The following is a 21,318-nucleotide window of genomic DNA, read 5'->3' on the forward strand; positions in this document are numbered from 1 at the left end:
CGTGCAGGCGGCGCGGCCGGAGAGAGCGGGGCGAGGATGGCGGACGACGGCATAGCCGACACGCCGGCGGCGATGGGCTCCCGGCTGCGGGCCGCGCGCGAGCAGCGCGGCGCCACGCTCACCGGCGTCGGCTGCGCGACCGGCATCTCGCTGAGCACGCTGTCGCGGATCGAGACCGGCCGGCGCAGGCCGACCCTGGAGGTACTGCTGCGGCTGGCGAAGGAGTATGACGTCTCCCTGGACGAGCTGGCCGGCACCGCACCCGCCGCGGCGGCCGGGCCGCGCCCCCCGGTACCGCAGCGTTCCGGCAACGACAAGGCGGTGCTGCCGCTGACCCGGTACGTCGGGGGCCTGCACGCCCACAAGCACGTCCTGCCCGCCATCGACGCGCCGCCGGCGCGGCCACGGCAAGTCTCCCACGACGGGTACGAATGGCTGTGCGTCCTGTACGGGCGGCTGTGGCTCGCGCTCGGCGATCAGGACCTCGTCCTGACTGCCGGGGAGGTCGCCGAGTTCGACACCCGCACCGCCCACGGAGTCGCGAACGCCGGACCGGACGGACCGGTCGAATACCTGATCATGTTCGGGCCGCAGGGAGAGCGCCTGCGGCTGCGCACCCCTCCAGCCCCCGGCCGCGGAGCCGGCCGGCCTTGAGGTCGAGCAGCGGGAGTCGGCCACCTACGACCGCGCGTTCACCCTGGCGGTCATCCGGATGTCTCGCGGGCGGGCATCCGATCTCCCTGCGATGCGTTGTCACTCGTTTCCCCCGGCGGCGGTGCTCCGCCCAAGGTGAGGGGGCCGCGCTGCCCGATCTCGTGCGGCGGTGGGGCCCACGGCCTGCGGATCCACGACTGGGCAGGGGTCGAGGTACGGCAAGCACGGGGTCCTCGCCCGCCGGAGCACCACCGACCCCACCAGGATCACCCACTGCATCGCCTACGCGCCCGCCGAGGCCACAGTGACCGGCCGGGGTCTCCGGGGCGGGTGCCTGCTGCTATTCGGCGACGAAGGTGCTGTGGCTCCAGGTGAAGACCCGCAGGCGGTCGGCTCCGGACCGGAGGGTTTCGGGGGTCGGGCGGTAGTGCTCGTAGCGATTGCCGCGGAACAGCTTCAGGGGGGCGTCGAGGTCCGTGACGTGGTGGATCCGGTGGTCGTCGGGGAGTCCACCGGCGGGGCCGCCGAGCAGGATCACATTGGGATGCTTGTCGCTCATGCTGAACCTTTCGGTCGACGCGGGAGTCAGGGTCGGCCGGTGGTTCAGCCGACGGAGGTGCCGAGGGCGGCGGAGAAGCGGTTCACGAGGTCGTCGAGGGCGATGGCGGCGGCGGGTGCCAGGTCGGTGGCACCGTCCGGCGTGGCGAGGATGTCGCTGTCCAGGACGAACCAGCCCGGGGTGATGTGCGCCGCCCCCATGGAGGACAGGACCGGACGCAGCGCGTAGTCCACCGCCAGCACGTGCGCCGGGGAGCCGCCGGTGGCCAGCGGCAGGACGGTCTTGCCAGCCAGCGCGTACTGCGGCAGGAGGTCGAGCAGGCACTTCAGCAGGCCGGAGTAGGCGGCTTTGTAGATGGGGGTGCCGACCACCACGCCGTCGGCCTCACGGATGAGTTCGGCGATCTCGGTGACCGCCGGGTGGTGGATGTCGGAGCCGGTGAGCACGTCGGCGGGCAGCCTGCGGACCTCGACCGCGGTGACCTGGTGGTGCTGTGCGTCGAGGCGGCGGGCGGCCTCGCCGAGCAGCCGGGTCGTTCTGGATGTGGCGGACGGGCTGCCGGAGAGGGTCAGGACACGGGCCATGGGAACCTCGGGGGAGTGGGGCGCGGCGCGCGGGGGGCGTCGCCGGCGGGGTGACCGCTGCGGGGTGTCAGGCGGCGGGCCGGGCGGAGGCGATCTCGAAGACCTCGGCGATGGTCCGCGCCTCCAGCAGGTCGGGAAGCGAGAGCCTGCGGCCGGTGACCCGCTCCAGGGCGGTGAGCAGGGTCAGCAGGTGCAGGGAGTCCCAGCCGGGGAGTTGGTCGAAGTCCACGGTCGCGTCCTGCGGTGTGATGTCCAGGCCCAGTTCGTCTCCGGCCACGGTGATCAGCTTCCGCAGTCCGTCGGTGTCGCTCATGCATGCGCTCCTTCCAGAAGGCCGGCCGGGTCGGCGTCGAGTTGCAGGTGGCCGGGCGGGTGCAGTGCGGTGCTCAGGTCGTGGCGGAAGGCGAGGCCCTCGCCCACGGGTGTGCCGCTCTCGTCCTGCACGGGGGCGAAGCCGTAGCGGGGGAAGAGGTCCTTGACGATGTGGTTGCGCGGGGTCGGCCGGTAGTGTCCGGTGACCGCGTGCAGGCCGGCGCCGGCGGCGAGCCCCAGGACGGTGGAGAGCACGCCCTGTTCGATGCCTCGGGAGAACACCCGGCAGCTGAGCAGGAAGTTGTCGATCCGTAGTTCGCCGTCCCTGCGCTCCAGGAAGACGGCGCCCACCAGGCCGTTGTCGCCGAACCGGTCGGCGGAGCGCACCGTCAGGACACCGGATCCCTCCGCCGCGGCGTACGCGGCGACCTCGGCAGGCTGCAGCCTCCGGGTGGTCAGGTTGAACTGGTTGGTCCGGAGGGTGAGTTGGGAGATCCGGGGAAGCTCATCGGAGGTCACCGGCCGCAGCCGGACCCGGACACCGAGTTCGTTCAGATAGTCCGCGACCGATGCGAAGCCCTGGAGGAAGTCGGTGCGGGCCACCTCGCCCCGGTAGAGCTCGGCCCGCGCGCGGTCCTCGCCGGTCAGCCGCCGGACGTCGAACCAGCCGTCCCTGAGCAGCCGTTCGACGTGGTGGGCGGGCTCGTCGTCGACGGCCACCACGGCGACCTTGGGCAACTCGCGTCGGACCAGTCCGCGTTCGAAGGTGGAGTCGTCGACGAAGACAAAGCTGCCGGTGGCGAGGTTGAGCGCGTCGGCGAGCGCGGCGATGCTCTCCGACTTGGGCCGCCAGTCGGCGGTCACGCGGACGAAGTCCTCCTCGCGCAGCGTCATGTCGGGGTGGTCGCGCAGCACGTCCAGCACCGGCTCGCGGTCGTTCTTGCTGACGGCGGCCAGCAGCACGCCCTGTGAGCCGAGCTGCTTGGCCACCCGTTGGAACGCCCGGAACGCCTCGCCCCGGTGGCCGCCGGCCGCTTCGATGCCCTCCGGGCCGTCGTCGCCCAGGATCCCGCCCCACACGGTCTGGTCCAGATCAAGGACGAGCACCTTGCTGGTGAGGCCGGCGACATGGCGGGCGAGGTGGCCGATCTCGCGGGCGTAGGCGGCCAGCAGCGGCTCGGACAGGTGCACCTTGGCGTAGACGTCCAGCCGGGGATCGGCGGCGGGGACACCCTCGGCGAGCAGCGGGTCGAGGTCGATCACGACCACCGAGGCGTTGTCCACGCCGAGGCGCAGCAGCCGGGCGTTGGCCTCCCGCCAGAGCGCGCCCAGCTCGGCGCGGGAGCGGTGGTCGATCAGCTGGGCGGTGTGACGGCGGGGCAGTGGCAGGGTGTTGAGTACGAGGGTGCCACGCACGGTGTCCGCGAAGCGGGCCGCCACCTTCTCGACGAGGGCGGTCTTCTCCGCGAGCACCCGGGCCACGTCCGCCGGCCGCCAGGGCAGCGGCACCTCGTCGAAGACCACGGCCGGGTCGAGCAGGCAGAGTGCCAGGTCGGGGGAGGCCGCGTAGAGCGCGCTGCCGGGGTCCGACAGCTCGAACACCCAGCTGTCGAAGGCGCCTTGGTACGGGCGCAGCAGCAGGCCGTGCCGGGCCAGCTCGCCGGTCAGCGGGCCGAGCAGCGGTCCGACCGTGCCGTGGCCGACGACGGCCACGGTGAGCGCGGCGGTGTCCGGGTGGGCGGCCAGCACCTCGTCGGGGTCGAGTCCGCCCAACACCCGGCCCGCGTGCGCCGTCTGGCGGGTGTCCGCCTCGGCGAGCAGGGCTCGGACGGTCGGGTACTCGGCGGCGAGCCGTCCGCCGCGGCGGAGGTCGAGCAGGGTGCGCGCCGGGTCGGCGGCCACGGGCGTCTCCATCGGGTCGTCTCCTGGGTGCGTCGGATCCGGGCTGTCGGATCCGGGCTGTCGGGTCCGGGCTGTCGGGTCCGGGCTGTCCGGTCCGGGCTGTCCGGTACGGGTGCTCGGTGCCCCGGGCGGTGTCCGGTGTGGGGCGCGGCGTCGGGAGCAGGCCGGGGGCCGCAGGGCCCATCGTGGGCGGGCCGGCTGAAGCGAGTCTGAATCGCCGCCGCCTTCCCGTGGGGGCGTGGGAGCCGACGGACCCGGCCCGCCCGGACCGCGCGCAGCGGAGCTGATTTGGCCGCGGTTGAGCGCTGGTTTGGCAGATCCCCGGAAGGTGGTCCGGTGCGTGCGCCGCCGCACCTCACGACCACCACGAGAGACCGGGAGGCACCGGTTGGACCCGCTGGAACCCGTGCGGCCGCCGCGCCGGCGAAGAGCCGGACGGTGGGTGTTGCACCACATCCTGCTGCCGATGCGGTGGTACGCCGCAGGCTGGGGGGTGCCGATACCGCCCTTCGACGGCACCGAGCAGCCCGACCCGCAGACGCCCGCCCCATCGGGCCCGCCGGTCGGGCACCCCGAGCGGCTGGTACCCGGTGTACCGCCCACCCCCGTCGAACGGGACCTCTGGGAGCGGCTCGCCTGGCTCACCTGACCCGGAGCCGGCCGGAGGACCGACGTTCAGGGGCGGTTTAGCCGACCCGCCGACCATGACCGCACGGGCGGGGCCCACCGGCGCCGCCCGTGCCCCCAGAGCCTCGACGAGGAGCACACACCCCGCGATGACCGCCAAGCCCGAGCACTCCGCAGCCGCCCCCGTCCCTGCCCGCCCCACCGCGTCCGGCGCCGATGCCACGGGTCCGCGCGCGGTCCCGTCGCCGCCCGCCGCCGTCGCCGTGGTCGGCCTGGCCTGCCGTCTGCCCGGGGCCTCCGGGCCGCAAGCATTCTGGACGCTGCTGCGCGAGGGCCGGGACGCCGTGGGGGAGCCGCCCGCCGACCGGTGGCCGCAGGACACCCCGGGTGTGCCGCGGGCCGGTGCGTTCCTGGACAGGATCGACACCTTCGACGCCGGCTTCTTCGGGATCTCGCCGCGCGAGGCCGCCGCCATGGACCCGCAGCAGCGGCTGGCGCTCGAACTCGGCTGGGAGGTGCTGGAGGACGCCGGCACCGTGCCCGGACGGCTGCGCGACAGCCGTACCGGCGTCTTCGTCGGCGCCTTCCTGGACGACTACGCCGCGTTGGTGCACCGGCGCGGCCCCGACGCCGTGGACCGCCACACCCTGACCGGCCTCAACCGGGGCATGCTCGCCAACCGGCTCTCCTATCTGCTGGGCCTGCGCGGACCCAGCCTGACCGTGGACACCGCCCAGTCCTCCTCGCTGGTCGCGGTGCACCTGGCCTGCGAGAGCCTGCGCAGCGGCGAGTCGGACCTCGCCGTCGCCCTCGGCGTCAACCTGATCGCCGGGCCCGACAGCACGCTAGGGGCCGCCCGCTTCGGCGGCCTGTCGCCGCACGGCCGCAGCCGGCCCTTCGACGCCGCAGCCGACGGCTACGCGCGGGGCGAGGGCGGGGTCGCGGTCCTGCTGAAGCCGCTGGCCAAGGCGCTCGCCGACGGCGACCCGGTGTACGGCGTCGTCCTCGCCAGCGCCACCGGCAACGACGGCGCCACCGACGGACTCACCGTTCCCGGCACCGACGGTCAGGCCCTGGTGCTGGAGGCCGCCTACCGGCAGGCCGGGGTGGACCCGGCCCGCGTCCAGTACGTCGAACTCCACGGCACCGGAACCGCCGTCGGCGATCCGGTCGAGGCGGCCGCCCTCGGCCGGGTGCTCGGCGTGGGGCGCAACCCCGGAGAGCCGCTGCTCGTGGGCTCCGCCAAGAGCAACGTCGGCCATCTGGAGGGTGCCGCCGGGCTGGTCGGCCTGCTGAAGACCGTCCTCTCCCTGCACCACCGCGAGCTGCCGCCCACCCTCCACCACGAGAACGCCAACCCGGCCATCGACCTGGCGGGCCTGCGGCTGCGCGTCGCGACCGACCTCGTCCCATGGCCGGCCCCGTCGGCCGACGTCGGGACGGGTGGCGACGCCGGGACGGGTGGCGACGCCGGCCCGCTGGCCGGTGTGAGTTCCTTCGGCATGGGCGGTACCGACGTCCATGTGGTGCTGACGGCGGCCCCGCCGACGCCCGCCGCGCCCGCGCCCGCGCCCGCCGCGCTGCCCGTGCCCGTGCTGCTCTCGGGCCGCGGACCGCGCGCCCTGCGCGGACAGGCCGCCGCCCTCCGCGCCCACCTGGACGCCCACCCGCGCTCGGCCCCGCCGAGGTCGCCGCCCCGCTCGCCACCGCCCGCACCGCCTTCGAGGACCGGGCCGCCGTCGTCGCCGGGGACCGCTCCGCCCTGCTCACCGCGCTGGACGCCCTCATCGAGGGCGAGGACGCGCCCGGCCTCACCGTCGGCAGCGCCGGTACGGTCGGCGGGACCGCCTTCCTCTTCCCCGGCCAGGGCAGCCAGCGTCCCGGTGCCGGGCTCGGACTGCACCGCCGCTTCCCGGCGTTCGCCGAGGCGCTGGACGAGACCGTGGCCGCCCTGGACCCGCACCTCGACCGCCCGCTCGGCCCGCTGCTCTTCGCCGAACCCGGCAGCCCCGAAGCCGAGTTGCTGGACGACACCGCGTACACCCAGCCGGCCCTGTTCGCCCTCGGCACCGCCCTGCACGCCCTGCTGCGCTCCTGGGGGGTGGTGCCCGACGCCGTCGCCGGGCATTCGATCGGGGAGATCGCCGCCGCGCACGCCGCCGGGGTGCTGACCCTCGCCGACGCCGCCGTGCTGATCACCGCTCGCGGCCGGCTGATGTCCCGGCTGCCCCGAGGCGGCGCGATGGTCGCGGTCGAGGCGGCCGAGGACGAAGTGCTCCCCCTCCTCTCCGGGCGGGAGGACGAGGTGGGCATCGCCGCAGTCAACGGCCCGCGCGCCGTGGTGCTTTCCGGCACCGAGCAGGCGGTCTCGCAGGTGGCGGAGCAGCTGGCCGCCCTCGGCCGCCGGACCCGCCGCCTGCGGGTGAGCCATGCGTTCCACTCGCCCCTGATGGCGCCCGCGCTGGCCGAGTTCCGTACGGTCGCCGCCGGGCTGACGTACGCGCCACCCCGGGTACCGCTGGTCTCCACCCTCACCGGTCTGCCGGTCGGTCCGGACACCCTGGCCGACCCCGAACACTGGGTCCGCCACGCCCGGCAGGCCGTACGCTTCGCCGACGGAGTCCGCGCCCTGCACGGCCTCGGCGTGCGCACCCACCTCGAACTCGGGCCGGACGCCGTCCTCGGCGCCCTCGCCCGGAACACCGCCGTGGCCGACGGGCTCGGTACGGAGGTGGCCGGGGCGGCCCTGCTGCGCTCCGGGCGGCCGGAGGAGGCCACCGCGCTCGGCGCGCTCGGACTGGTGCACGTGCGGGGCGGCCGCGTCGACTGGCAGGCCTATTTCGGGACGGAGGCCGGCCCTGCGGCGGCCCGGCTGACGGCGCTTCCCACCTATGCGTTCCAGCGGGAGCGGCACTGGCTGACCGCCGGGCCCGAACTCCCCACCGCCGCACCGGACACCGTCCCGGCCACGGCAGGGCCGGTCCCCACGGCCGGTCCGGAGCCGCGCCGGCGGCCCGACCGCGACCTGCTGGAGTTGGTCCGCGCCCAGGCGGGCGTCGTGCTCGGCCATACCACCCCGCACACCCTCGGCGGGGGCAGGACCTTCAAGGACCTCGGCCTGGACTCGCTCGGCGCCGTCGAACTCCGCGACCGCCTGGCGGCGGCCACCGGGCTCGACCTGGCGGCGTCCGTCGTCTACGACCACCCGACACCCGAGGCACTGGCCGAGCACCTGCGCGGTGACGACCGCGCCGACGGTCTCGCTGACGGTCTCGCCGAGGCGGCGGTTCAGCGTGCGGTGGCGGTGGCGGTGGACGAGCCGATCGCGATCGTGGGGATGGCGTGCCGCTATCCGGGTGGGGTGGGTTCGCCGGAGGATCTGTGGCGGCTGGTGGCGGAGGGGCGGGACGCGATCTCCGGGTTCCCGACCGACCGCGGCTGGGACCTCGACACCCTCTACGACCCGGACCCCGACCGGCCGGGCACCACATACACCCGCCACGGCGGCTTCCTGGACGGCGCCGGCGGCTTCGACGCGGAGTTCTTCGGGATCTCGCCGAGGGAGGCGGCGGCGATGGATCCGCAGCAGCGGCTGCTGCTGGAGTCGTCCTGGGAGGCGCTGGAGCGCGCCGGGATCGACCCGGCGGTCCTGCGTGGCACCCCGACCGGTGTCTACGTCGGTGCGACCGCCATGGAGTACGGTCCCCGCCTGTACGAAGGTGCGGACGGCGGGGACGGCTATGTGCTGACCGGCAGCACCACCAGCGTGATCTCCGGCCGGGTGGCGTATGCGCTCGGCCTGGAGGGGCCGGCGGTGACGGTGGACACGGCCTGCTCGTCCTCGCTGGTGGCCCTGCACCAGGCCGCCCACGCGCTGCGGCGCGGCGAGTGCTCGCTCGCCCTCGCGGGCGGTGTCACCGTGATGGCCACCCCTGGCATGTTTGTGGAGTTCAGTCGGCAGCGGGGGTTGTCGGTGGATGGTCGGTGCCGGTCGTTTGCGGCGGGTGCGGATGGGACGGGGTGGAGTGAGGGGGTGGGTGTCCTCGTTCTGGAGCGGTTGTCGGAGGCGCGGCGTCGTGGTCATCGGGTGTTGGCGGTGGTGCGTGGGTCGGCGGTGAATCAGGACGGTGCGAGCAATGGTCTGACGGCGCCGAACGGTCCTTCGCAGGAGCGGGTGATCCGGGCGGCGTTGGCGTCGGCGGGTCTGTCGGCGGGGGATGTGGATGCGGTGGAGGCGCATGGGACGGGGACGCGGTTGGGTGATCCGATCGAGGCGCAGGCGCTGTTGGCGACGTATGGCCGGGGGCGGCCGGAGGGTCGGCCGTTGTGGTTGGGGTCGTTGAAGTCGAATATCGGGCATGCGCAGGCTGCGGCGGGTGTCGGTGGTGTGATCAAGATGGTGCGGGCGATGTCGGAGGGGGTGTTGCCGGCGTCGTTGCATGCGGGTGAGCCGTCGCCGCTGATCGACTGGTCGGCGGGTGGGGTGGAGTTGCTGTCGCGGGCGCGGGAGTGGCCGGAGGTGGGTCGGGTGCGGCGGGCGGCGGTGTCGTCGTTCGGGATCAGTGGGACGAATGCGCATGTGATTCTGGAGCAGCCGCCTGTGGAGCCCGAGCCCGAGTCGCAGTCGGAGTCTGTTGCGGTGCCGGTCGTTGTGTGGCCGGTGTCGGCGCGCTCGGAGGGTGCGTTGCGGGAGCAGGCGGGGCGTCTGCTGGCGTGGGTGGCGGATCGGGTGGAGCTTGAGCCTGCTGCGGTGGGTCGGGCGTTGGTGTCGTCGCGGTCGGCGTTTGAGCGGCGGGCGGTGGTGCTGGGGTCGGATCGGGCGGAGTTGGTGGCGGGGCTGGGGGCGTTGGCGTCGGGGGTGGAGTCCGCCGGGGTGGTCCGGGGTGGTGTGCTGGGTGGTCGGACGGCGTTTGTGTTCACCGGTCAGGGTAGTCAGCGGGTCGGTATGGGGCGTGGGTTGTATGAGGCGTTCCCGGTGTATGCGGCGGCGTTCGACGAGGTGTGCGCGGCGTTCGGTCCGTATCTGGAGCGGTCGCTGCGGGAGGTGGTGTTCGAGGAGACGGGTCTGCTGGACCGGACGGCGTACACCCAGCCCGCCCTCTTCGCCGTCGAGACCGCACTCGTCCGGCTGCTGGAGTCGCATGGCATCACCCCGGATCTCGTCGCGGGCCATTCGATCGGTGGGGTGGTGGCGGCGTTTGTGGCGGGGGTGTTCTCGCTGGAGGACGCGGCGGCGCTGGTGGCCGGTCGTGGGCGGTTGATGGAGTCGGCCCGTGCCGGTGGTGCGATGGCGGCGATCGAGGCCGCCGAGGAGGAGGTGCTGGCCGAGCTGGTCGGCCGTGAGGGTGAGCTGTCGCTCGCCGCGCTGAACGGGCCGCGCTCGGTGGTGGTCTCGGGGGACGAGGAAGCCGTCCTGGAGCTGGCCGAGGTCTGGCGTGAACGCGGGCGCCGGGTGAGCAGGCTGACGGTCAGTCATGCCTTTCATTCGCCGCATATGGAGGCGGTGCTGGCGGAGTTCCGGGCGGCTGCGGAGACGGTCGGGTACCGGGAGCCGCTGATCCCCGTCGTCTCGGATGTGACCGGGGCCCTCGCCACGGCCGGCGAACTGGCCGACCCCGGCTACTGGGCCGGGCACATCCGCTCCGCCGTCCGCTTCCACGACGCCGTCCGCACCCTCCGCGAGCAGGGCGTCTCCCGGTTCCTGGAGCTGGGCCCCGACGCCGTCCTCACCGCCTTCGTCCGGGACACCCTGGACGCCCTGGACGACGACACCGGTACGGCGGCCGTCCCGCTGCTCCGCCGCAACCGGCCCGAGGTGCACGGGCTGGCCGCCGCACTCGCCCGGCTGCACACCGCCGGTGCCCCGGCCGACGTGCTGCTCCCGCTGCTCCCCGGGCCGACGCCGGCCCTCGACCTCCCCACCTACGCCTTCCAGCACACCCACTACTGGTCGGCGCCTCGGCCGGCCGCCGACGCCGCCGCCCTCGGCCTGTCCGAGGCGGATCACCCCCTTCTCGCGGCGGCCGTCGGACTCGCCGACGACGGGGGACTGCTGCTCACCGGCCGGATCTCGCTCGCCGACCGGCCCTGGCTCGCCGACCACGACATCCTCGGCACACCACTGCTGCCGGGCACGGCCTTCCTCGAACTCGCTCTCGCCGCCGCCGGGCGCCTCGGAACGGACGGGGTCGACGAGTTGACCCTGCACGCCCCGCTTCCGCTGCCCGCCGACGGCTCGGTCCAGCTCCAGATCGCGGTCGGCCCGCCGGACGAACGGGGGCGCCGAACGCTGGCGATCCATGGTCGCCCACACCGGCCGGACCGTGGAGCCCAGGACGACACCGAAGGCTGGACCCGGCACGCCGACGGTCTGCTCGGCGCCCCCCAGGCCGTCCCGGTGGCGCCGACGGTGACCGCCTGGCCCCCGTCCGACGCCGAACCGCTGGACATCGACGCCCTGTACGGCAGGCTGCTCGGCCACGGCTACGCGTACGGCCCGGCCTTCCAGGGCGTCCGCGCGGCCTGGCGGCGCGGCACGGAGCTGTTCGCCGAACTCGCGCTCAACGACGAACAGGCCCGGGACGCCGCCGGCTACGGCGTCCACCCCGCCCTGCTGGACGCCGCCCTGCACCCGCTCGTCGACGCCGAGGCGGCCAGGCAGGACATCGGCACGACGGGTCTGCCGCTGCCGTTCTCGTTCGAGGCGGTCCGGCTGCACGCCGAAGGCCCGGACGTCCTGCGCATCCACTGGGTGCCCGCCGCCGAGGGCGGCGCCACGCTCAGCGCCGCCGACGCCGAGGGCCGGCCCGTGCTGTCGGTCGGGGCACTGGCTCTGCGCAGCGCACCACTCGTGGCCGCCGCTGCGACCGACGGCCGGGGCGCCCTGCACCGCGTCGACTGGCAGCGGCTGCCCGACAGCGCCCCCACCCCCGTCCCCACCCCCGTCCCCGCTGCCGTCCCCGCTGCCGTCGGCCGGGTGCTGGTCCTGGGCCATGCGCCGGAGGGTCTGACGGAGCTGCCCGCTGTGCCCGACCTGGAGACGCTGCTGTCCGCCCTGGAGTCGGGCGAGTCCGCACCCGACTCCGTCCTCGCCTTCCTCTCCGACACCGATCCGGACGCACCCGGCTCGGACACCGCCGCCCCGGACGTCCCCAGGGCTGCTCGCAGCCTGACCCGCGCAGCCCTGCTCCTCGCCCAGCGCTGGCTGGCCGAGGACCGGCTGGCGGGCAGCCGGCTGGCGTTCGTGACCCGTGGGGCCGTCGGCGCGTTGCCCGAGGACACCGTGGCCGCACCCGCCGCCGCCGGTGTGTGGGGCCTGGTCCGCAGCGCGCAGACCGAGAACCCGGACCGACTGCAACTGGCCGACCTCGACGACGAGCCGTCCTCGGCGGCGGCCCTTCCGGCGGCCCTGGCCACCGGGCTGCCCCAACTCGCCCTGCGCCGAGGAGCCGCACTCCAGCCGGTCCTGGTACCCGCCGCCCCGGCTCCCGGCGCCGGTCTCCCCGACCTCACCGGGGGCACCGTCCTGATCACCGGCGGCACCGGAGGACTCGGCGTGCTGCTCGCCCGCCACCTGGTCGCCCGGCACGGGGTGCGGCACCTCCTGCTGGCGGGCCGCCGAGGCGGGACGGCCGAGGGCGCCGAAGCGCTGGCCGACGAGCTCTCCCGGCAGGGCGCCGAGGTCCGGTTCGCCGCCGTGGACACCGGCGACCGCGAGGCCCTGGCAGCCGTCCTCGCGGCCGTGCCCGCCGACCGGCCGCTCACCGCCGTCCTGCACCTGGCGGGCGTGCTGGACGACGGCACGCTCGCCACCCTCGACGGCGGGCGACTGGACCGCGTGCTCCGCCCGAAGGCCGACGGCGCCTGGCACCTGCACGAGCTGACCGCCGGAGCGGAGCTGAAGGCCTTTGTCCTCTTCTCCTCCGTCTCCGGCATCACCGGCACCGCCGGGCAGGGAGGCTACGCGGCCGCCAACACCCTCCTCGACGCCCTCGCCCAGCACCGCGCGGCCCGCGGCCTGCCCGCCACCTCGCTCGCCTGGTCGCTCTGGGCGCAGGAAGAGGGCATGGCCGGTGCGCTGGACGCGGCGGGGATCCGCCGCTGGGAGCGGAGCGGCCTGCCGCCGCTGGACGCCGCGCGCGGCCTGGAGCTCTTCGACGCCGCACTCGCCGACCCCGCCCCGCTGCTGGTGCCTGCCAGGATCGACCGTGCGGCGCTGCGTGCCCGAGCTGCCGAGGGCCCGCTGCCCGCACCGCTGCGCGGCCTCGTCCCCGGTCACGTCCGCCGCAGCGCCGCCGCCCGGGGCGCCGGTGCGGCGGCCGGCGGGTGGGCCGAACGCACCGCCTCGCTGCCCGAGGCGGAACGGGCGAGGGTGGCGGGCGACCTGGTGCTGTCCGTGGTGGGCGCGGTCCTCGGGCACGACGGCTCCGACGTGGTGGAGGCCAGCCGGTCCTTCAAGGACCTCGGGGTCGATTCGCTGACCGCGGTCGAACTCCGCAACCGCCTGAACGCCGTGACCGGTCTGCGCCTGCCCAGCACCGTCGTCTTCGACCAACCCTCGCCGGCCGCGCTCACCGCCAGGCTGCTCGGGGAACTCGGCAGTGCCCGAACCTCCGTGCAGCCGAAGGCCGTTGAGCGTGCGGTGGCGGTGGACGAGCCGATCGCGATCGTGGGGATGGCGTGCCGTTATCCGGGTGGGGTGGGTTCGCCGGAGGATCTGTGGCGGCTGGTGGCGGAGGGGCGGGACGCGATCTCCGGGTTCCCGACCGACCGCGGCTGGGACCTCGACAACCTGTACCACCCCGACCCCGACCACCAGGGCACGTCCTACTCCCGCGAGGGCGGATTCCTGCACCGGGCGGCCGACTTCGACGCGGAGTTCTTCGGGATCTCGCCGCGGGAGGCGGCGGCGATGGATCCGCAGCAGCGGCTGCTGCTGGAGTCGACCTGGGAGGCGCTGGAGCGGGCCGGGATCGACCCGGCCACCCTGCGCGGCACCCCGACCGGCGTCTTCGCCGGCGTGATGTACAACGACTACGGATCCAGGCTCCAGCGTGCCCCCGAGGGCTACGAGGGGTATCTGCTGACCGGCAACACCTCCAGCGTGATCTCCGGCCGGATCGCCTACACCTTCGGCCTTGAGGGGCCGGCGGTGACGGTGGACACGGCCTGCTCGTCCTCGCTGGTGGCCCTGCATCTCGCGAGCCAGGCACTGCGCTCGGGCGAGTGCTCGCTCGCCCTGGCCGGCGGTGTCACCGTGATGGCCCGGCCGGACACCTTCGTGGAGTTCAGTCGGCAGCGGGGGTTGTCGGTGGATGGTCGGTGCCGGTCGTTTGCGGCGGGTGCGGATGGGACGGGGTGGAGTGAGGGGGTGGGTGTCCTCGTTCTGGAGCGGTTGTCGGAGGCGCGGCGTCGGGGTCATCGGGTGTTGGCGGTGGTGCGTGGGTCGGCGGTGAATCAGGACGGTGCGAGCAATGGTCTGACGGCGCCGAACGGTCCTTCGCAGGAGCGGGTGATCCGGGCGGCGTTGGTGTCGGCGGGTCTGTCGGCGGGGGATGTGGATGCGGTGGAGGCGCATGGGACGGGGACGCGGTTGGGTGATCCGATCGAGGCGCAGGCGCTGTTGGCGACGTATGGCCGGGGGCGGCCGGAGGGGCGGCCGTTGTGGTTGGGGTCGTTGAAGTCGAATATCGGGCATGCGCAGGCTGCGGCGGGTGTCGGTGGTGTGATCAAGATGGTGCGGGCGATGTCGGAGGGGGTGTTGCCGGCGTCGTTGCATGCGGGTGAGCCGTCGCCGCTGATCGACTGGTCGGCGGGTGGGGTGGAGTTGCTGTCGCGGGCGCGGGAGTGGCCGGAGGTGGGTCGGGTGCGGCGGGCGGCGGTGTCGTCGTTCGGGATCAGTGGGACGAATGCGCATGTGATTCTGGAGCAGCCGCCTGTGGAGCCCGAGCCTGACCCTGAGTCTGTCGCGGCGCCCGTCACCGTCTGGCCGGTGTCGGCCCGTACGGAGAGTGCGCTGCGCGCGCAGGCCGGACGTCTGCACGACCACCTCGCCGAGCAGCCCGATGTCGACGCCGACCGGGTCGGCCACGCCCTCGCTGCCACTCGCGGCGCGCTGGAGCACCGTGCCGTCCTGGTGGGTACGGCCCGGTCCGAACTGCTCGACGGGCTGCGTGCGCTGGCCGCCGGTGAGGACAGGCCGAGTGTGCTGCGCGGCCGGACCGCCCCCGGGCGCACCGCCTTCCTCTTCACCGGTCAGGGCAGTCAGCGGGTCGGTATGGGGCGTGGGTTGTATGAGGCGTTCCCGGTGTACGCGGCGGCGTTTGACGAGGTGTGCGCGGCGTTCGGTCCGTATCTGGAGCGGTCGCTGCGGGAGGTGGTGTTCGAGGAGACGGGGCTGCTGGACCGGACGGCGTACACCCAGCCCGCGCTCTTCGCCGTCGAGGTCGCGTTGTACCGACTGGTGACGTCCGCCGGGGTGCTGCCCGACGTGGTGGCGGGCCATTCGATCGGTGGGGTGGTGGCGGCGTTTGTGGCGGGGGTGTTCTCGCTGGAGGACGCGGCGGCGCTGGTGGCCGGTCGTGGTCGGTTGATGGAGTCGGCCCGTGCCGGTGGTGCGATGGCGGCGATCGAGGCCGCCGAGGAGGAGGTGCTGGCCGAGCTGGTCGGCCGTGAGAGTGAGCTGTCGCTCGCCGCGCTGAACGGGCCGCGCTCGGTGGTGGTCTCGGGGGACGAGGAAGCCGTCCTGGAGCTGGCCGAGGTCTGGCGTGAACGCGGGCGCCGGGTGAGCAGGCTGACGGTCAGTCATGCCTTTCATTCGCCGCATATGGAGGCGGTGCTGGCGGAGTTCCGGGCGGCTGCGGAGACGGTCGGGTACCGGGAGCCGCTGATCCCCGTCGTCTCGGATGTGACCGGAGCCCTCGCCACGGCCGGCGAACTGGCCGACCCCGGCTACTGGGCCGGGCACATCCGCTCCGCCGTCCGCTTCCACGACGCCGTCCGCACCCTCCGCGAGCAGGGCGTCTCCCGGTTCCTGGAGCTGGGCCCCGACGCCGTCCTCACCGCCTTCGTCCGGGACACCCTCGGCGACGACGGACCGGCCACCACGGCCGCCGCCCTGCGCCGGGACCGGCCCGAGCCGCAGACGCTGGCCACGGCGCTGGCCCGGCACGCTGCCGACGGCGCGGACGTCGACTGGGCGGCCCTGACCGGAGTGCCCGGCCGGATCGCCGACGCCCTCGACCTGCCCACCTACCCCTTCGAGCACCGCCGCTTCTGGCTCGACCCCGACGCCACTCCCGCCGACCCGCACGGCGTGGGCCTCGACGCCGCCGGCCATCCGCTGCTCGGCGCCGAACTCCACCTGCCCGACAGCGGTGGCCTGCTGCTCACCGGCCGGCTCTCGCTCGCCGCCCTGCCCTGGCTCGCCGACCACGCCGTCACCGGAGGGGTGCTGCTGCCCGGCGCCGCACTGGTCGAACTGGCCCTGCGCGCGGGCGAGCGGGCCGACGCCCCGTACCTGGAGGAGCTGACCCTGGAGGCGCCGCTCGGGCTGCCCGCCGAAGGCGCCGTCCACCTCCAGCTCTCCGTGGCCGCCCCTGCCGACGGCCGCCGGGCGCTCGCGGTGCACTCCCGCCCCGCCGGGGAGGACGAGGCCCCCTGGACCCGGCACGCCTCCGGGGTGCTCGCCACCGACGGCCCGGCCGACGACGAGGGCCTGCGGTCCTGGCCGCCCGCCGGGACCGCCGCCCTGCCGCTCGACGGCGTCTACCACCGGCTCGCGGACGACGGCTACCACTACGGCCCGGCCTTCCAGGGGCTGCGGGCCGGCTGGCGGGCCGAGGACGGCACCCTGTACGCCGAGGTCGCGCTGCCCGAGGAGCAGGCCGGTACCGCCCCCGCCTACGGCCTGCACCCGGCCCTGCTGGACGCCGCCCTCCACCTGGTCGCCCTGCACGGGCGCGCGGCCGGGCCGGACGGCGCCCCCGCGCTGGTGCTGCCCTTCGCGTGGAGCGGCGTCGCCGTGCACGCGGTCGGCGCCGCCGAAGCCCGGGTCCGGCTGAGCCCCGTCGACGGCGGATACGCGCTGACCCTCGCCGACGCGGAGGGCGCCCCCCTGGCCTCGGTGCGGCGGCTGGACCTGCGCCCGGTCGAGCCGGAGGCACTGACCCGGGCCCTGCGGACCAGCGCCGACCGCTCGCTGTACACCCTGGTCTGGCAGCCGGAGCCCACGGCACCGTCCGCCGGTCCGGTCTCCCACGAGCCGTCCGAAGCACCGGGCGGCGAGGCCGCGGTGCTGGCCGTGGCCGGGGAGCTGCCGGACCTCGCGTTGCTGCCGAGGACGGTCGCCGTCGCCGGTCCGGCCGCCCTGCGCGACAGCGCCGAGGCGGGCGCCCTGCCACCGGCGGTCCTGCTGCCCTACAGCACTCCGGCAGGCACGGCCGACCCCGCCGAGGCGGCCCGGGAGGCCGTGGCGCGGCTGCTGCCGGTGCTCCAGGAGTGGCTGGCCGAGGAACTCTTCAGCGGCTCCCGGCTGGTGCTGGTCACCCGGGGTGCGGTCGGCACCGCCGACGGCGAGCACGAGCCGGACCTCGCCGCCGCCGCAGTGCGCGGCCTGTTCCGGTCGGCGGCCGCCGAACACCCCGGCCGGGTCGCCCTGCTGGACGCCGAGCCCGGTCTGCCGGTACCGCCTGCGGCCTGGCACCCCGACCGTGAGCCGGAGGTGACGGTGCGTGGGCACGACCTGCTGGTGCCACGGCTGGTCCGGGCCGAGGCACCGGCGGGGGAGGCCCGCGAGGACACCCCGGCGTTCGGTGACGGGACCGTGGTGGTCACCGGCGCCTCGGGCGCGCTCGGCGGCCTGGTCGCCCGGCACCTGGTGCACCGCCACGGCGTCCGAGGTCTGCTGCTGCTGAGCCGCCGGGGCACCGTCGAATCCGGCCTGGCCGAGGAGTTGACGGCGTCCGGGGCGACCGTGGTGGCCGCCGCCTGCGACGTCGCCGACCCGCAGGCCGTGCGTGCCGCGCTGGACCGGGCCCCCGAGGGCCTGCCGGTCACGGCCGTACTGCACGCCGCGGGAGTGGTCGACGACGGCGTGGCCGAGGGGCTGACCGCCGACCGGGTCGCCGGCGTGCTGCGGCCCAAGGCCGATGGCGCCTGGGCGCTGCACGAGGCCACCAGGGAGCTGCCGCTCGCCGCCTTCGTCCTGTTCTCCTCGGTCGCCGGTCTGCTCGGTACCGCCGGCCAGGGCCCGTACGCCGCCGCCAACTCCTTCCTGGACGCGCTCGCCGTGCACCGGCGACGGCTCGGCCTGCCCGCCCTCTCGCTCGCATGGGGCCTGTGGGACGGCGACGGCATGGGCAGCCGGCTGGCCGCCGCCGACCTGGCCCGCCTCGCCAGGACGGGCATCGCCCCGCTGCCACCGGCCGAGGCGCTGGCCCTGCTGGACGCCTCGCTCGCCGCGCCGGAGCCGCTGCTGGCACCCGTACGGCTCGATCTGACCGCACCCGCACCCGCAGCCGCAGCCGCCGCCACGCTGCCCGCGCCCCTGCGCTCGCTGATCCGTCCTGCCACCCGGCGGGCCGCCGCAGCCGCCCCGGCCGCCCCGGTCGGCGCCGCCACCCTCGCGGCTCGGCTGGCGGCCCTTCCCTCGGCCGAGCGCGGCGTCCTGCTGCGCGACCTGGTGCGCGGCGCCACGGCCGCCGTCCTCGGCCACAGCGGGCCGCACGCGGTGGAGGAGGACCGTTCGTTCACCGAGCAGGGCTTCGACTCACTGGCCGCAGTCGAGCTGCGCAACCGCGTCAACGCCGCGACCGGCCTCAGGCTGTCCAGCACCCTCGTCTTCGACCATCCGAGCCCTGCGGCGCTGGCCGAGCACCTGCGGGCCGAGCTGCTGCCGGAGGAACCGCTCGGCAGCGGTCCGCAACGCGCCGAGGTGCCGTCGGGGCCGGCCACCGGACCGGGGGCACCGGACGACGACCCGATCGCGATCGTCGGCATCGGCTGCCGCTACCCCGGCGGGGTGCGCTCGCCGGAGGACCTCTGGCAGCTGGTCGCGGGTGGGGTCGACGCCGTCGGCCCCTTCCCCGAGGACCGCGGCTGGAGCCTGGAGCGGCTGTACCACCCCGATCCCGAACGGCCCGGCACATCGGTCGCCCGGGAGGGTGGATTCCTGTACGACGCCGCCGACTTCGACCCCGCCTTCTTCGGGATGAGCCCGCGCGAGGCACTGGCCACAGACCCGCAGCAGCGGCTGCTGCTGGAGACCGCCTGGGAGGCCGTGGAGCGGGCCGGGATCGACCCGGCGGCCCTGCGCGGCAGCCTGACCGGTGTGTTCGCCGGTGTCATGTACGACGACTACGGCTCCCGGCTCAGCCAGGCCCCGGTGGCCCCGGACGGCTACGAGGGCTACCTGGTCAGCGGAAGCGCCGGGAGCGTCGCGTCCGGCCGGGTGGCGTATGCGCTCGGCCTGGAGGGGCCGGCGGTGACGGTGGACACGGCCTGCTCGTCCTCGCTGGTGGCCCTGCACCTGGCGAGCCAGGCGCTGCGCTCCGGCGAGTGCACACTCGCCCTCGCGGGGGGTGTCACCGTCATGGCGACACCGGCCACCTTCGTGGAGTTCAGCCGGCAGCGCGGCCTTGCCCCCGACGGCCGCTGCAAGCCCTTCGCGGCGGCCGCAGACGGCACCGGCTGGGCGGAAGGAGCGGGCCTGCTCGTCCTTGAGCGGCTCTCCGACGCCCGGCGCAATGGACACCCCGTGCTCGCGCTGGTCCGGGGCTCCGCCGTGAACCAGGACGGTGCCAGCAACGGCCTCACCGCGCCCAACGGCCCTGCCCAGCAGCGGGTGATCCGGGCGGCGCTGGCGTCGGCGGGTCTGTCGGCGGGGGATGTGGACGCGGTGGAGGCGCATGGGACGGGGACGCGGTTGGGCGACCCGATCGAGGCGCAGGCGCTGCTGGCGACGTATGGCCGGGGACGGCCCGAGGACCGGCCGCTGTGGCTGGGGTCGATCAAGTCGAACATCGGTCACACCCAGGCGGCCGCAGGTGCGGCCGGCGTGATCAAGATGATCGAGGCCATCCGGCACGGGCTGCTGCCCGCGACCCTGCATGTGGACGAACCGAGTCCGCACGTCGACTGGTCGGCGGGTGGGGTGGAGTTGCTGTCGCGGGCGCGGGAGTGGCCGGAGGTGGGTCGGGTGCGGCGGGCGGCGGTGTCGTCGTTCGGGATCAGCGGGACGAATGCGCATGTGATCCTGGAGCAGCCGCCCGTGGAGCCCGAGCCCGAGCCGGAGCCTGACCCTGAGTCTGTTGCGGTGCCGGTCGCTGTGTGGCCGGTGTCGGCGCGCTCGGAGGGTGCGTTGCGGGAGCAGGCGGGGCGTCTGCTGGCGTGGGTGGCGGATCGGGTGGAGCTTGAGCCTGCTGCGGTGGGTCGGGCGTTGGTGTCGTCGCGGTCGGCGTTTGAGCGGCGGGGGTGGTGCTGGGGTCGGATCGGGCGGAGTTGGTGGCGGGGCTGGGGGCGTTGGCGTCGGGGGTGGAGTCCGCCGGGGTGGTCCGGGGTGGTGTGCTGGGTGGCCGGACGGCGTTTGTGTTCACCGGTCAGGGCAGTCAGCGGGTCGGTATGGGGCGTGGGTTGTATGAGGCGTTCCCGGTGTATGCGGCGGCGTTCGACGAGGTGTGCGCGGCGTTCGGTCCGTATCTGGAGCGGTCGCTGCGGGAGGTGGTGTTCGAGGAGACGGGTCTGCTGGACCGGACGGCGTACACCCAGCCCGCGCTCTTCGCCGTCGAGACCGCACTCGTCCGGCTGCTCGCCGAGTTCGGCGTGCGGCCCGACGCCGTCCTCGGCCACTCGATCGGCGCGGTCGCCGCGGCCCACGCCGCCGGGGTGCTCACCCTGTCCGACGCGGTCGCCCTGGTGGCGGCCCGCAGTCGGCTGATGGACGCGCTGCCGGCCGAAGGGGCCATGCTCTCCTTCCGAGCCGGGGAGGAGCAGGTCGCCGTGGCGCTCGACGGCCACCAGGCGCGGGCCTCGGTGGCCGCCGTCAACGGCCCGCTCGCGACGGTCGTGTCGGGCGACGAGGACGCCGTGCTGGCCGTCGCCGCCCGGCTCTCCGCCCAGGAGGTGAAGGCCAAGCGGCTGAAGGTCAGCCACGCCTTCCACTCCCCGCTGATGGACCCGATGCTGGACGACTTCCGTACGGCGCTCGCCGGGCTCTCCTTCGCACCGCCGGCCGTCCCCTTCGTCTCCGACCTGACCGGCCGCACCACGGCCCCCGACGAGACCGCGTCGCCCGACTACTGGGCCCGGCACGTGCGCGGGGCGGTCCGGTTCGCCGACGGTGTCCGGGCCCTGCACGGGCTCGGCACCACGCGGTACCTGGAGATCGGCCCGGACACCGTCCTCACCACGCTCGTCCCGGACATCCTCGCCGCAGACCCGGCCGTCGACCCGCAGCAGCCCCCCGCCGGCACGGCGGCGCTGCTGCGACGCGGCCGGCCCGAACCGGCCGCCCTGGTCGGCGCCCTGGCCGCCGTGCACACGGCGGGCGGCCGCGTCGACTGGAGTGCCCTGCTCGGTACGCCGAGGCCCGGCGCCGACCCGGCGGCCGAGCTGCCGACCTATCCCTTCCAGCGCACTCGGCACTGGCTCGACGCCCCCGCGCCGGCCGGTGACGTGACCGCC

General features: G+C 75.1%; 6 protein-coding genes and 1 pseudogene. 3 read left to right on the forward strand and 4 right to left on the reverse strand.

Going from position 1 to position 21,318, the window contains the following annotated elements; translation table 11 throughout:
• Positions 1 to 36 precede the first annotated feature (36 nt).
• Positions 37 to 654, forward strand: a complete 618-nt coding sequence (locus tag C7M71_RS25180) for a helix-turn-helix domain-containing protein (protein ID WP_111488996.1) — start codon at positions 37 to 39, stop codon at positions 652 to 654.
• A gap of 340 nt (positions 655 to 994) precedes the next feature.
• Here C7M71_RS25180 and C7M71_RS25190 read toward each other — a convergent pair whose 3' ends face one another.
• The 4 genes from C7M71_RS25190 to C7M71_RS25205 form a co-directional block, all read right to left on the reverse strand.
• Complete coding sequence (locus tag C7M71_RS25190; protein ID WP_111488994.1) at positions 995 to 1,213, reverse strand: DUF5988 family protein; 219 nt, start codon at positions 1,211 to 1,213, stop codon at positions 995 to 997.
• A 44-nt stretch (positions 1,214 to 1,257) separates the two neighbouring features.
• On the reverse strand, positions 1,258 to 1,797 hold the full coding sequence (ssuE, locus tag C7M71_RS25195) for an NADPH-dependent FMN reductase (RefSeq protein WP_111488992.1): 540 nt from the start codon (positions 1,795 to 1,797) through the stop codon (positions 1,258 to 1,260).
• A gap of 67 nt (positions 1,798 to 1,864) precedes the next feature.
• On the reverse strand, positions 1,865 to 2,110 hold the full coding sequence (locus C7M71_RS25200; RefSeq protein ID WP_111488990.1) for a phosphopantetheine-binding protein: 246 nt from the start codon (positions 2,108 to 2,110) through the stop codon (positions 1,865 to 1,867).
• Positions 2,107 to 4,023, reverse strand: coding sequence for an HAD-IIIC family phosphatase (locus C7M71_RS25205; RefSeq protein ID WP_111488988.1), 1,917 nt, complete (start codon positions 4,021 to 4,023; stop codon positions 2,107 to 2,109). Before C7M71_RS25205 ends, C7M71_RS25200 begins: the two co-directional genes overlap by 4 nt.
• Before the next feature lie 430 nt (positions 4,024 to 4,453).
• Between C7M71_RS25205 and C7M71_RS25210 the strand changes: the two genes are divergently transcribed.
• Entirely contained in the window at positions 4,454 to 4,660 is a 207-nt protein-coding gene (locus C7M71_RS25210) for a DUF6059 family protein (RefSeq protein ID WP_111488986.1), read from the forward strand.
• Between the two features lie 241 nt (positions 4,661 to 4,901).
• Positions 4,902 to 21,279: pseudogene (locus tag C7M71_RS25220) on the forward strand (SDR family NAD(P)-dependent oxidoreductase); the annotation flags it as partial.
• Positions 21,280 to 21,318: the final 39 nt, after the last annotated feature.

This window comes from Peterkaempfera bronchialis (assembly GCF_003258605.2).
In the GTDB taxonomy this organism is placed as follows: domain Bacteria; phylum Actinomycetota; class Actinomycetes; order Streptomycetales; family Streptomycetaceae; genus Peterkaempfera; species Peterkaempfera bronchialis.